We start from the raw sequence: 12998 nt of genomic DNA, 5'->3' as shown, positions 1-12998 counted from the left end.
ACAATCGGTCAGCCGGGTGGCGGCTGGTTGGCACCATTCGATCACGTTCGAGCAGTTTCGACCATGACAAGTGCGGAGACGACATGACGCAGCAGCCATTTGTGAGCACTGAGATCGCCACTCAGCCCGACCTCTGGCGGCAGGTCTCGGAGGGTTTCGCGCAGTACGACAGCGCACAATTCCGGGCACTTCCGAAGGCCGGTCAGCGGGTCGCGGCGGTCGGCTGCGGCACCTCCTGGTTCATGGCGATGGCCTACGCCGCGCTCCGCGAGGACCTGGGCCAGGGCGAGACCGACGCGTTCGCCGGCTCGGAGTTCCCGGCCGGCCGGTCGTACGACGCGGTCGTGGTGATCAGCCGGTCCGGGACGACGACCGAGGTGCTCGACCTGATCCGGGACACCGACCTGCCGACCGTGGCGATCACCGCGACCGCGGGCTCGCCGATCTTCGACCTGGCCGACCAGACCATCCTGCTGGACTTCGCCGACGAGCAGTCGGTCGTGCAGACCCGGTTCGCGACCACCACGCTCGCGCTCTTGCGCGCGTCGCTCGGTGAGGACCTGTCGAAGGCCGCTGCGGACGCTCAGACCGCACTGACCGTCGACGTCGACGACCTGGCCAAGCTCGAGCAGGTCACCTACGTGGGCACGCGCTGGACCGTCGGGCTCGCGCACGAGGCCGCGCTGAAGCAGCGTGAGGCGGCGTCGGCCTGGACCGAGGCGTACCCGGCGATGGACTACCGGCACGGCCCGATCGCCATCGCCCAGCCCGGCCGCGGTGTCTGGGTCTTCGGCGAGGCGCCGGCCGGTCTGCTGGACGACGTCGCCGCCACCGGCGCGACGATCGTGCACCACGCCGACCTGGACCCGATGGCGTCCCTGGTGGTCGCTCAGCGCGTCGCGGTCGCCAAGTCGCTCGCCCTCGGCCTCAACCCGGACCAGCCGCGCAGCCTGTCCCGCTCGGTCATCCTCGGCTGACCGCAGCGGTCATAGGCGCTCTGAGCGTCCAACCCAGGGCGGTGTAGAGCGCGCGCCCGTCCTCTGTCGCCACCAGTACGCCGGTCGTCGCGCCGGCGTACTGCGCGGCGCTCGACAACGCGGTCATGACGCTGCGACCGAGCCCCCGCCGCCGGTGCTGTGGCGACGTCTCGATCTGGTCGAACACCGCAGAGTCCCCGGTGAGCGCGGCCTTCCCGCTTGCCGCCACTGAGCCGTCGGCCGCCGTCACGGTCGCCTCGACGATGGCGCCGCGCCGCCTGTGCGTCAGCTCGTACGCCGGTGGAACCGTTGCCGGAGCAGGGCTCAGACGGCTGGCCATGAGGTACTCCCGCGGCTGGACCTCCCAGCGAGCGTCCAGTGCGACCTCACCGCTGATCTTGAGCCAGGTGTCGGGTCGGCGCAGCCCGTCGACCAGCTCGGCGTCGTACGCGTGCAGCACGTACCGGACCGCATGGCCCGGGAGCCCGACGTCGATGCGGTAGCCACCCTGCAGCTGGACCGGAGCCGGGGTGTTGCGGGAGATGGTCCAGCCGTGGACCCAGGCATCAAGCATGAACCGGAACCTTTGCGGTGAGGGTGGACAGGCGGCCGAGGCCTGCGGCGGCCAGGAGCCCGACGGCGACGATCAGCAGGGTTGTCCTGGTGCCGAGGATCGGTACGAGCAGACCGGCCGTGGCCTGGCCCAGGGCGGACGCACCGACGCGCAGGCTGGCGGCCGTCGTGCTGACGCGCCCCTGCAGCGCCGCCGGGCTGTACTGCTGCCGCGCCGCGAACATCGCAGGCAGCGTGGGCCCTTCGAGCAGTCCGGCCAGGAGCGCGAGCAGCAGCAGTACGGCGAGCGACGGTGCGAGCGACCACGTGCTGAGGACAAGGCCGTAAGCGCCGACCGACAGCATCACGACGTACTCCGGTGGCCAGCGAGACTGCAGACGGCCGAGCAGCAGGGCTGTGGTGACGCTGCCGAGCTCGACCGCTGTCCACAGGTAGCCGGCCGCGGACTCCGGCCGGCCGAGCTTCACCATGTGCAGCGGCAATGCGATGAGCAGCATGCCCGTGAAGCCCATCAGCAGAGTCGTCGTGACCGTCGACGCACGCAGGCGTGGGGTGTGGACCAGATGGCGCAGACCGCCGACGACAGAGGCCAGGAACGGCTCACCGCCTGCGCCGCTCGGCGGGAGCGCGGGCAACCGGCTGATCGCGACGATGCTGAGTCCGGCGGCGACCACGATCACCACGACGGCCGCGTCGACCGAGACCGCGGCGGTGATGGTGGCCGCGGTCGCCGGTCCCGCGATCGCGGCGGCGCTGAAGCTCACGGACTCGAACGAGTTGGCGCGAGCCAGGCGCTCCGGGCGGAACAGGCTGGGCAGCATGCTCGTGAACCCGCCGCTCACCATCGGCAGGGTGGCCCCGGCGACCGCTGCGAGCGCCGGCGCGATCCAGTGCGCACTGTTCCCGACGACCAGCAAGAGAGCGATCATGACGGCTGCCAGCGTTGCCTGGTTGGCGGCGAGCGCGCTCCGCCGGTGCGGCGTCCGGTCGAGCCAGGCGCCGAGCAAAGGCCCGGTGACGATCGCGGGCAGCGCGTACGCGGCGCCGGTGATGCCGGCGAGCGCGGGGCTGTCCGTACGATCCAGCACGAGCAGGACGAGCGTGAAGGCGACCATCTCGTCGGCGAGCCGGGCGAGCGTCGCGGCCAGGTAGTAGCTGAACACCCCGCGCTCGCCTCCTGTTACGTGAAGATCAGTGTTACGCGTTACGCTAGCAAAGACGTTACGACGAGGAGAAGGTGTGGACATTCCGGCTCCCGACCGGCTGGTGCGGCTCGCGGTCGACCTGGTGAACACCCGCACGCTGTCGCCGGAGCGCCTGACGTCGCCGGCCGCGGTGCGTGAGTTCCTCGTCGAGCACGGTGAGTCCGGCCCGATCACGCTCGACGACGCGGATCTGGTCGCGGTCCGGGCCGTCCGGGAGCGGATCCGGCCGGTGTTCCACGCCGATCCCGCCGCGGCGGCACGGGTGCTCAACGACCTGCTCGAGGAGTACGCCGTGCGCCCGTACCTGTCCGACCACGACGGTTCGCCGTGGCACCTGCACGTGGCGAAGCCCGGGGCGACGTGGGCCGAGTGGCTGGCCGCGACGACCGCTCTGGGGCTGTCGAGCTTCGTCGCCGGGCACGGGTTCCAGGCGCTCGCGGTCTGCGCGGCGGCCGACTGCGAGCGGGTCTTCGCGAACGCGGCGGAGAAACGGCCGCGGCGGTTCTGCACACCGCGGTGCTCGAGCCGCACGCGGGTTGCGTCGTACCGCGCCCGTCAGGGCTGAATTCCAGCGAGAGCGAAACCAGTTTCGCCCGAGGTCTGGTATTTGCGAAAGCGCTTGCGCTACTCTGCGGAACGGTCGGCGTGCCGATCGCCATCCCCGCAGAGGAGTTCCGATGAAGAGGTTTGCCATCCGTTGTGCTGCAGGGCTTTCCGTGCCGTTCTTGCTCGTGGCCTGCTCCAGTGCGCCGTCGTCCGGCGGCGGTTCCAGTTCCCCGGGGCAGGTGACGCTCACGGTGGGTGACCGCCCGAGCAGCTCCGATCCCGCCAACCGGGCGTCCTTCGACAAGAAGGTGGCCGACTTCCAGCAGGCCAACCCGGATATCAAGCTGAACCCGGTCGAGACCATCTGGGACGCGACCACGTTCCAGGCGCAGGCCGCCGGCGGCCAGCTGCCCGACGTGCTCAACGTGCCGTTCACCGAGCCGCAGGGCCTGATCGCCCGCAAGCAGGTCGCCGACCTGTCCAAGGTGCTCAAGGACGACGGCCTGCTGGACGAGCTGAACCCGAACGTGCTGAAGATCGCCCAGGACCGGTCCGGCAACGTGTACGCCGTACCGACCGCCGCTTACTCGGTCGGCCTGGTCTACAACCGCGACCTGTTCACGAAGGCCGGACTGGACCCGGACAAGCCGCCGGCGACCTGGGACGAGCTGCGCGCCGACGCCAAGGCGATCGCGCAGAAGACCGGGCAGGCAGGCTACGCACAGATGACCACGAACAACACCGGCGGCTGGATGTTCACCACCCAGACGTACGCGTTCGGCGGCTCGATCGAGAACGAGGACGGCAGCAAGGCGACGTTCGACGACGCGCCGTCCAAGGCCGCGCTGCAGTTGCTGCACGACATGAAGTGGACCGACAAGTCGATGGGCCAGGCGGTGCTCTACGACATCGACGGGATCTCCAAGGCGTTCGCGGCCGGCAAGATCGGCATGTTCATGTCCGCGCCGGACGCGTACCGCACGCTGGTGCAGACGAACGGCCTGAAGGCCTCGTCGTTCGGCATCGGCCCGATGCCGCAGCAGGGCGGTGACCACGGCACGCTCAGCGGTGGCAGCGTCCAGATCGTCAGCCCGACCGCGACGGACGCCGAGAAGGCCGCGGCGGTCAAGTGGATCAAGTTCGCCTACCTGAACAAGTACGTGAACGAGGACGCGGCCGTGACGAGCGCCAAGAACGGCGTGGCGGCCAAGCTGCCTGTCGGCACCCCGGGTCTCCCGGTGGTCGCGGCCGACCAGTGGTCGAAGTACCAGGGCTGGATCAAGCCGTACGTCAACGTGCCGCTGGAGAACTTCGCGCCGTACACCAAGGTGGCGGCCGACCAGAAGATCATCGCTGAGCCGCCGGTGAAGGCTCAGGAGGTGTACGCCGCGCTCGATCCGGTCGTGCAGACCGTCCTGGGGAACGCGAAGGCCGACATCCCGGCACTGCTGACCAAGGCGGCCGGCACGGTGAACGCCAAGCTCGGGCGCTGAGTTGCTCCGCCGCCTGCGCAACGGAGTGCCGGCAGTGCTGTTCGCGCTGCCGGTGCTCCTGGTCTTCCTGGTGTTCTCCTGGGGCCCGATCGTCAAGGGCCTGGTGATGAGCGTTCAGCAGACCAATCTGATCGACCCGGTGAAGTGGGTCGGGCTGGAGAACTTCCGGTACGTGCTGACCGACCCCGCGGTCGGCCAGGCGTCCCTGAACACGCTCTGGTTCACCCTGCTGGCGTTGCTGTTCGGCTTCCCGGTCCCGGTGCTGCTGGCGATGTTCCTGTCCGAGCTGCGCGGCCGGTCCTGGCTCTACACGATGCTGGCCTACCTGCCGGTGATCACGCCTCCGGTGGTCGCCATCCTGCTCTGGCGGTTCTTCTACGACCCGTCGCCCAACGGGATGTTCAACTCGATCCTCGGCGCTGTCGGACTCGGACCGTACCTCTGGCTGGACAGTCCGGGCTCGGCGATGCCGTCGATCGTGCTGGAGGCGACCTGGGCGGGTGCCGGCAACGCGGTGATCATCTACCTGGCCGCGCTGACGTCCGTCCGCCCGGACCTCTACGAGGCAGCCGAGCTGGACGGTGCCGGAGTGGTACGCCGGGTGTGGCACGTCATGCTGCCGCACCTGCGCAGCGTCCTGCTGCTGATGCTGCTCCTGCAGGTGATCGGAACGATGCAACTGTTCACCGAACCACTGCTCTTCACCGGCGGTGGACCACAGGGGTCGACGATGACGATTCTGCTGCTCATCTACAACTACGCCTTCGTCAACGGCGACTACGGGGCTGCCACGGCGCTGAGTGTGCTGCTGGCGCTGGCCCTCGCCGCTCTGTCGGCGGTGTTCCAGTTGGCCACGCGTGGCTGGAGCACCGAGTGAGTGTGCTGTCGGATGCGGACCGCAAGCTGACCCGGATCCGTGTGCCGTTCGTGATCGGACAGGTCGTCGTACTGGCCGGGCTGCTCGTGGCCGGACTCGGGCCGTTGCTGTGGTTGCTGAAGGCAGCGATCTCGCCGACGCAGGACAGCATCCGGTCGCCGCTGGCGTGGTTCCCGTCCGGCCAGGTGCAGTGGGGGAACCTCGCCACCGCGTGGCAACAGGGCCACATCGGCTACTACCTCGGCAACACCGCCATGATCGCGGCCGGTACGGCGCTGGCGTCGCTGATCGTCTGTACGACGGCCGGCTACGTGCTGAGCGTGCTCCGGCCGCGTTGGGGCGCGCTGCTCTCGGCGGCGATCCTGGCCACGCTGTTCGTGCCGCACATCGTCTCGCTCGTACCGCTGTACCTGACCGTGCTGAGAGTGCCGGTGGTGCACGCCAACCTGACCAACACGTTCTGGGCGGTCTGGCTGCCACCCGCGGCCAGTGCGTTCAACGTGCTGATCGTGAAGCGGTTCTTCGACAGCATCCCTCGTGAGTACTTCGAAGCGGCCCGGATCGACGGTGCCGGCTCGATCCGTGTCTTCACCTCGTTGGTGCTCCCGTTGTCGCGGCCCATCCTCGGGGTGGTCGTGCTGCTGAGCATCATCTCTTCCTGGAAGGACTACCTGTGGCCCCTGCTGGTGCTGACCAATCCGGATCTGCAGCCGGTCTCGGTGGCGTTGCCGAAGATCGCCAAGGTGACGGAGCTCAACATCCAGTTGGCAGGCCTGTTCCTGGCGCTGCTGATCCCGGTGCTGCTGTTCCTGGTCTTCCAGCGAGCATTTCTGCGTGGCGTGGGCCTGTCTGGGGGGATCAAGGCGTGAAGCGTGTTCTCGTCACCGGTGCGGACGGCTCGATCGGCCGGGCCGCGGTGGACGGCCTGCACGCCGCCGGGTACGACGTGACCGGCCTGTCGCTGCGCTACGACCACAGCAGTACGGCGGACCGCGCGCTGGTCGGCGACGCGCGGTCGGCGGGCGACGTGGCGGCGGCGCTCGACGGTGCGGACGCCGTACTGCATCTGGCCGCGATCCCGCATCCCAGCCTGGGGACGCCGGAGGAGGTGTTCGAGAACAACGTCGCCGCGACGTTCAACGTGCTGGCTCAGGCGGGCCAGGCCGGTGTCGGCCGGGTGGTGATCGCGAGCAGCATCAACGCGTTCGGCGTACCGATGAACGTGAACGCGGTGGAGCCGGCGTACTACCCGCTCGACGAGGAGGTGGAGGCCGACATCGCCGATGCCTATTCGCTGTCCAAGAGCGTCGACGAGCAGAGCGCCCGGATGGCGTGGCGGCGCTGGGGGACCAACGTGATCGCGCTGCGCTTCCCGTTGGTGAAGAGTCGCGACGAGCTGTTCAGGTTTCGCGGCATGGTCGAGCGCGACCCGTCCGGCATGGCCCGGGAGGGCTGGGCGTACCTGGACCTGCGCGACGGCATCCGGGCCGTCATCGCGGCCCTGGAGTCATCGGCCGCCGGCGCGCATGTGGTCGGTCTGGCGGCGGACGACATCCTCATCGACCGGCAGACCGGCGAGCTGCTGCGCGAGTACGCCCCGAACGTGCCGCTGCGACGGCCGGTGCGGGGACGGGCGGGTCTGGTCGACACCACGCGGGCCCGGGAACTGCTCGGGTTCAGCCCGCGCTACTCGATCCACGACGGCGACCAGGACGAGGATCAGGTGGTCTTCGCGGTCACGACCTGAGGGGCGACGTAGCGGACGCCGGGCTGCGGGTCCGGGTCGAGGAGGTGGGCCGCCACCTGCCGGCCGATCTCCTCGAGGCCGACGTCGATCGTGGTCAGGTGCCGGGAGACCCGCTGGTCGTGCATCAGCTGCTCCCAGTTGTCGACCCCGATCAGCGCGACGTCGCCCGGCACGTCCCGCCCGGAAGCCCGGACGGCGCGCTCGGCGCCGCGGCCGATCGCGTCGCTGCCGCAGAAGATCGCGTCCACGTCGGGCGCCTCGGCCAGCAGCTCGGCGACCGCCTCCTCGCCCCAGTCCTCACGCCAGCGGCCGAAGCGCACCGGGCTGGCCCAGCGCAGCCCGGCCTCTGCCAGGACTTCCTCGGCGCCGGCCGCGCGCCGCTGGGCGGCGTTGTCGTGCGGCTCCGCGGTGATGTGGGCGATCCGCCGGCGGCCCTTGGACAGCAGGTGCCGGACGGCGAGGCGGCCGATCTCCTCGTCGTCGGCGGTGATCGTGACGTCGTCGGGGTCCTCGGTGAACGTGAACGCGTAAATCACCGGCACGTCGAAGCGGCTGGTCAGCGACGGGCTCGGGAACGACGTCCCGGTGCCGATCACGATCACGCCGTCGATCCGGCGGGCGCGCAGTTGCAGGATGCTCTCGGTGACGTCGCGGTCGCCGATCCGCGCGTCGTACAGCAGGATCGCCTGTTCCTTGGCGCCCAGCTCGGTCGCGGCGGTGGCCAGCACCACGCGGGTGAACGGGTTCGAGGCGCGGTGGGTCAGCACGCCGATGGTCTGGCTGCGGCCGCGGGCGAACGAGCGGGCCAGGGCGTTGTGCCGGAAGCCGAGCCGGTCCGCGGTCGTGCGGACGTGCTCCCGGGTCGCCTCCGAGATCCGGTCGGTGCCGTTCAGCGCCTTGGAGGCCGTCGACAGCGAGACACCGGCCGCGGCGGCGACGTCGGACAGCGTGATCACCTGATCGGCCATGTGCTCATCGTAGTCAGCTCCGAGCCGTTGACACGGGGCTCGCCGGGGGATCAGGGTGTGATTTGCGAAACCGCTTTCGCTTCCTCTGGGAGGAGAAACTCCATGACCCGTCGCCGCTCCGGCGCAGCCAGTCTTCTCACGGCCGGTCTGCTGCTGGCCGCCGTACTTCAGTCACCCGCCCGCGCGGCCACGACGGCCGCGCCGACTCTGACCATCACGCCGAGCACGGTGGGCAACACGTTCACCGTCGGGCAGCAGGTGCAGCTGGGCTTCAGCACCGACGCCACCACCGTCAGCTGGACGGTTCGCGACGCGGGTGGCACCGAAGTGGCCAAGGGCTCCGCCCCGGCCGCCACGCTCAACGGACAGCTCACCCTGCCGATCAGTACGCCCGGCTGGTACCAGACCGACCTGACAGCGGTCGGGGCCGACGGTGCGACGACGCTCGGCGGCACTGACTTCGCCGTACTGACGCCGCACGACTTCTCGACGTCCACCGACACCCGGATCGGTGTCGCCGGTGCCCTGGCGTTCGGCGGCGCGGCCAACCCAGGGCTGGAAGCCGTCCCGTTGATGGCCAAGGGCGGGATCTCCACCGACCGCGACGAGGCGTTCTGGTCGGCCGCGGAGACCACGAAGGGCGTCATCCAGTTCCCGCAGCGCTACAAGGACTACAAGGCCGCGCTGGACGCCAACAACATCGACTTCCTGAACATCCTCGACTACGGGAACACGCTGTACTACCCGGACGAGGCGCCCGCCACCGACGAGCAGCGCGAAGCCTTCACCCGGTACGCCGTCGCGGCCGTCGACCAGTGGGGGACCGAGCACACGACGTACGAGCTGTGGAACGAGTGGAACCTGCGGGACCCGAACGGCGCGGCCAAGGCCAGCCCGGAGAATTATGTCGCGCTGCTGAAGATGGTCAGCGCAGCGGTCCGGGCGAAGCACCCGGACGTGAAGCTGACCGGTCCGTCGCTGGCCGTCATCAACGACTGGCAGGGCTGGTTCACCAAGTTCGCCGACCTCGGCGGGCTGGACTACGTGGACGCGGTGACCATCCACCCTTATGTGCAGCCGCTCGACCCGGAGGCCTCGGTCACCTACGTCAACACCATCCGCAACATCATCGCGGCGCACGGCTCGACGAAGCCGATCTACATCAGCGAACAGGGCTGGGCGACCGGTACCAACCCCAGCGCGGTCTCGGAGCCTGCCCAGGCGCGTGACTTGGTGCGCGGCAACTTGTTGGCCTACGGCAACGGTGTGGCGCGCTACAGCTCCTACAACTTCATGGACTCGGGGACGGACCCGTCGAACGTGGAGCACCGGTTCGGCCTGGTGCGCAACCGGCTCGACGCACGCGGCGCGCTGGTCCCCAAACCGTCGTACGTCGCCACCGCCGTCCTCGCCCGGCAGATCGACGAGCTCCCGCTGATCGGCCAGACCCGCTTCGGCAGCAACGGGTACGACGTGGCGTTCAACGCGGGAGGCGGCCAGAGCGTCCACGCCGTCTGGTCCACCACGCCGGGAGTCATTGCTGCGACGGCACCTGCCGGCTCGACCGTCCAGGTGACGAGCCTGTACGGCGTCGAGACCACACTGACCGCGGACGCGGGTGGCCACGTCTGGGTGACCGCCGGACCGGACCCGGTCTATCTGAAGGGCGCGATCACCGGACCGATGCTGCCTTCAGGCCGCTTCGCGCTGTCGGTCGGCCAGGAGATCGCCGGGGACCCGGCCACCGGCACACTGACGTTCACCAACCCGGACCCGGTCACCCACGCGTTCACGGTCTCCGCGGGTGGTGCCGAGACCAGCGGCTCGGTGGCGCCCGGCGCCACGGCCACCGCGCCGTTGACCTACCCGGCGCAGGAGTCGACCGGACCGCGGATGTACTCCGCCAAGGTGACGGTCGACGGCCACGCGGTCGCGGTCATCTCTGCGACGGGCACCGCGACACCACCGTTGTCCGTCACGGGCTCACACGTGCTCAACGGCAGCGGCCAGGGCCTGCTCCGCTTCCGCGTCACCAACGCCTCTGCCCACGACCTGCCGATCGCAGGGTTGGACTGGGCATCCGGTACGGCGTCCGGCACATTACTGGCCGACACCACGGTGGCCGCGCACGCCACGGTCCAGGCTGATGTCCCCCTGCCGGCGGCGTCGACCTGGTCGGCCGGTCTCAGGCGCACCGGTCTGGCCGACATCAAGGCGTCCGGCAAGTTGGTGCCGGTCACGTCGCCGACGGTCGCGAAACGCCACGCGGTGACGCTGGACGGTGTCATCGACCCAGCGGTCGCCAGGCAACCCGCCATCGCGCTGGAAGGCACGGGCACGCCGCCGGTGACCGGCTGGGGTGGGCCGAGTGACCTGTCCGGGTCGTTGTGGCTCACACACGACGACCAGAACCTGTACCTGTCAGCCAAGGTCACCGACGACGTGTTCTCCCAGCCGAACCGTGCGGGCAACATCTGGGGCGGGGACGGGATCCAGCTCGGTATGACAGCCGGTGCGCCGGGTGAAGCAACAGTCACGCAGGAGATCGGCGTGGCGCTGACGGACGCCGGTCCGGTCGACACCTGGCGCTGGACGCCGACCTCCCAGACCGGTACGCCGCCCGGTGTCCAGGCCAAGGTGGTGCGGGACGAGGCCACGCACACGACGACGTACGAGATCGCCGTGCCGTGGACGACGCTTGGCTTCGCGGCCGAGGACCGGCTCGTGTCGGCCACCGTGGTGGTCAACGAGAACGACGGCACCGGACGGCGCGGCTGGCTGACCTGGGGCAAGGGCGTCGCCGAGACCAAGAACCCGGCGCTGTTCAACGCTGTCCGGCTCGACCCCGCTGCGTGCCAGTGACCGGCGCACTGGCCCGGTCCGCCTAGGATCAGGTCAGCGGAATCCGGGACTGCGAGGAGTGCGAGTTGAGTCACACCGTGCTGGCCGAGCTGGTGGCCAACGTGCTGAAGGTCACCGCGAAGGCCGGGGACACGGTGGGACCCGACGACACCCTTGTCATCCTGGAGTCGATGAAGATGGAGATCCCGGTGCTGGCCGAGGTGACCGGCACCGTCTCCGAACTGAAGGTGGTCGAGGGCGAGGTCGTCCGCGACGGGGACCCGATCGCTGTGATCGAGGAGACATAGTTCAACCGAAATGACCTCCAAGGCGTCATGTGTAGTGAGGGCACCGGCCGGGAACTTCCGGCCGGGGCACCGCGTTGAGCCGACGTACAGCGAACCCACGGAACTCAGGGTCGAACCCGGGTTCTCCCGACGTGCGCAGAGGACGGTGACCGCGGCACCATGGCCTTCACGCTCATTGCCGAGAGGACCCAGGGAGGCGTCGCGGTGAAGCCGTTCGACACCCCGGCCGTGTCGTCCGGGCGGTCGGTCCCCGCACCCCAGCAGGTGCCGGACGTACCGGATGCACTGCCGTCGTGGGACGAGATCGTCCGCACCCACTCCGCCCGCGTCTACCGCCTGGCCTACCGGCTGACCGGCAACAAGCACGACGCCGAGGACCTGACCCAGGAAGTGTTCGTCCGGGTCTTCCGCTCGCTGTCGTCGTACACGCCGGGCACCTTCGAGGGCTGGCTCTACCGGATCACCACGAACCTGTTCCTGGACGGCGCCCGCCGCAAGCAGCGGATCCGGTTCGACGGCCTGCCCGAGGACGCCCACGACCGGCTGCCGGCCAAGGGCGAGGGGCCGGCCGAGAAGCTGGACTCCGACCTGTTCGACCACGACGTGCAGGACGCGCTCGACGCGCTGCCCGAGGACTTCCGCGCGGCCGTGGTGCTGTGCGACATCGAAGGCATGACGTACGACGAGATCGCGGACGTCCTGGACGTGAAGCTCGGCACCGTCCGCAGCCGCATCCACCGCGGCCGGTCGATGCTGCGCAAGCACCTGGAGCACCGCGCCCCGCGGTCCGGTCAGACCCGGGTCGGCGGCCCGCCGGTCGACGGCGGCCTCTTCGGCGACGGGGGTGACCTCGCATGACGCATCCGCTGGACAAGCTGAGCGCTGTCGTCGACGGCCAGCTCGACCACGACTCGCGTGAGAAGGTCCTGAGCCACCTGGTCGGCTGCGACACCTGCCGTGCCGAGGTGGACGCGCAGCGCCGGCTGAAGGCGCGGATGGCCGCGCTGGAGACGCCGGATCCGTCCACCGACCTGATGCAGCGCCTGATGGGCGTCTCGTCGTTCTCGACCGAGCCGCGCGAAGAGGTCCGTCCGGTGGTCACGCCGGTCAGCCTGTTCCCGCAGCGCTCCGCGTTCCCGGCCGGGCGTAGTACTGGCGGCACCCGGCCCGGCGTCGCTCGCGGCACCCGGTCCCGCCGCCGCGCCGGCGTCCTCGGTGCAGCCGGCTCCGCCGCCGCGGTCGCTTCCCTGCTCGGTACGGCGTTCGTCGTCGGCGACCCGGCCCGCTCGGAGCAGCCCCCGACGCTGCAGCCCCCGGTGGCGAGCTTCTCGTCCGACCACGCGAGCACCAGCAGCGGTGCCCCGTTCGCGGACCCGGTCGCGCTGCTGAACTCCTACAACGGCGCGGGGTACGCCGGGCTGAACCCGACGCTGCGCCCGGTGGCCCTGACAGGACGCTGACCG

13 protein-coding genes are annotated in these 12998 nt (G+C 69.9%); 10 read left to right on the top strand and 3 right to left on the bottom strand.

The window, feature by feature from the left end; translation table 11 throughout:
- Nucleotides 1-101: 101 nt before the first annotated feature.
- Nucleotides 102-977, top strand: a complete 876-nt coding sequence (locus tag ABZW60_RS14125; RefSeq protein ID WP_355476702.1) for an SIS domain-containing protein — start codon at nt 102-104, stop codon at nt 975-977.
- Here ABZW60_RS14125 and ABZW60_RS14120 read toward each other — a convergent pair.
- Both ABZW60_RS14120 and ABZW60_RS14115 read right to left on the bottom strand, forming a co-directional pair.
- A complete protein-coding gene (locus ABZW60_RS14120) occupies nt 964-1551 on the bottom strand; it encodes a GNAT family N-acetyltransferase (protein WP_355476700.1) in 588 nt (195 codons plus the stop codon). The genes ABZW60_RS14125 and ABZW60_RS14120 overlap by 14 nt on opposite strands.
- Nucleotides 1544-2713: an MFS transporter gene (locus ABZW60_RS14115; RefSeq protein WP_355476698.1), complete on the bottom strand. Its 1170-nt coding sequence runs from the start codon at nt 2711-2713 to the stop codon at nt 1544-1546. The genes ABZW60_RS14120 and ABZW60_RS14115 overlap by 8 nt, the downstream gene beginning before the upstream one ends.
- A 76-nt stretch (nt 2714-2789) precedes the next feature.
- Here ABZW60_RS14115 and ABZW60_RS14110 point away from each other — a divergent pair, with 76 nt between their 5' ends.
- From ABZW60_RS14110 to ABZW60_RS14090, 5 genes are all read left to right on the top strand, one after another.
- Nucleotides 2790-3320, top strand: a complete 531-nt coding sequence (locus tag ABZW60_RS14110) for a CGNR zinc finger domain-containing protein (RefSeq protein WP_355476696.1) — start codon at nt 2790-2792, stop codon at nt 3318-3320.
- A 220-nt stretch (nt 3321-3540) separates the two neighbouring features.
- Nucleotides 3541-4794 (top strand): extracellular solute-binding protein, encoded by a 1254-nt coding sequence (locus ABZW60_RS14105; RefSeq protein ID WP_355476694.1) that lies wholly within the window; start codon nt 3541-3543, stop codon nt 4792-4794.
- Between the two features lie 34 nt (nt 4795-4828).
- The gene (locus ABZW60_RS14100) at nt 4829-5671 is read left to right on the top strand and encodes a sugar ABC transporter permease (RefSeq protein WP_355476692.1); all 843 of its coding nucleotides are present in this window, start codon (nt 4829-4831) and stop codon (nt 5669-5671) included.
- Nucleotides 5668-6540: a carbohydrate ABC transporter permease gene (locus tag ABZW60_RS14095; protein ID WP_355476690.1), complete on the top strand. Its 873-nt coding sequence runs from the start codon at nt 5668-5670 to the stop codon at nt 6538-6540. Before ABZW60_RS14100 ends, ABZW60_RS14095 begins: the two co-directional genes overlap by 4 nt.
- Nucleotides 6537-7418: an NAD(P)-dependent oxidoreductase gene (locus ABZW60_RS14090; RefSeq protein WP_355476688.1), complete on the top strand. Its 882-nt coding sequence runs from the start codon at nt 6537-6539 to the stop codon at nt 7416-7418. Before ABZW60_RS14095 ends, ABZW60_RS14090 begins: the two co-directional genes overlap by 4 nt.
- On the opposite strand, the gene ABZW60_RS14085 is transcribed toward ABZW60_RS14090, so the two are convergent.
- Nucleotides 7391-8386, bottom strand: coding sequence for a LacI family DNA-binding transcriptional regulator (locus tag ABZW60_RS14085; RefSeq protein WP_355476686.1), 996 nt, complete (start codon nt 8384-8386; stop codon nt 7391-7393). The genes ABZW60_RS14090 and ABZW60_RS14085 overlap by 28 nt on opposite strands.
- A gap of 102 nt (nt 8387-8488) precedes the next feature.
- On the opposite strand from ABZW60_RS14085, the gene ABZW60_RS14080 reads away from it, so the two are divergent.
- From ABZW60_RS14080 to ABZW60_RS14065, 4 genes are all read left to right on the top strand, one after another.
- A complete protein-coding gene (locus ABZW60_RS14080; RefSeq protein WP_355476684.1) occupies nt 8489-11248 on the top strand; it encodes a sugar-binding protein in 2760 nt (919 codons plus the stop codon).
- A 65-nt stretch (nt 11249-11313) separates the two neighbouring features.
- The gene (locus ABZW60_RS14075; RefSeq protein WP_355476682.1) at nt 11314-11535 is read left to right on the top strand and encodes a biotin/lipoyl-binding carrier protein; all 222 of its coding nucleotides are present in this window, start codon (nt 11314-11316) and stop codon (nt 11533-11535) included.
- Between the two features lie 159 nt (nt 11536-11694).
- A complete protein-coding gene (gene sigE / locus ABZW60_RS14070) occupies nt 11695-12393 on the top strand; it encodes an RNA polymerase sigma factor SigE (protein ID WP_355476680.1) in 699 nt (232 codons plus the stop codon).
- A complete protein-coding gene (locus ABZW60_RS14065; RefSeq protein ID WP_355476678.1) occupies nt 12390-12995 on the top strand; it encodes a zf-HC2 domain-containing protein in 606 nt (201 codons plus the stop codon). The genes sigE and ABZW60_RS14065 overlap by 4 nt, the downstream gene beginning before the upstream one ends.
- The last annotated feature ends 3 nt before the right edge of the window (nt 12996-12998 follow it).

Origin of the sequence: Kribbella sp. NPDC003557 (assembly GCF_040610805.1) — a bacterium.
GTDB lineage: Bacteria > Actinomycetota > Actinomycetes > Propionibacteriales > Kribbellaceae > Kribbella.
The sequence above is the reverse complement of the archived record's forward strand: the minus strand, read 5'-3'. Positions and strand labels throughout refer to the sequence as shown.

Bases quoted from the DNA above. Each gene is read 5' to 3' on its own strand.
- ABZW60_RS14080 (WP_355476684.1), top strand. From the start codon at position 8,489: ATGACCCGTCGCCGCTCCGGCGCAGCCAGTCTTCTCACGGCCGGTCTG.
- sigE (WP_355476680.1), top strand. From the start codon at position 11,695: ATGGCCTTCACGCTCATTGCCGAGAGGACCCAGGGAGGCGTCGCGGTG.
- ABZW60_RS14065 (WP_355476678.1), top strand. From the start codon at position 12,390: ATGACGCATCCGCTGGACAAGCTGAGCGCTGTCGTCGACGGCCAGCTC.
- ABZW60_RS14085 (WP_355476686.1), bottom strand. From the start codon at position 8,386: ATGGCCGATCAGGTGATCACGCTGTCCGACGTCGCCGCCGCGGCCGGT.
- ABZW60_RS14120 (WP_355476700.1), bottom strand. From the start codon at position 1,551: ATGCTTGATGCCTGGGTCCACGGCTGGACCATCTCCCGCAACACCCCG.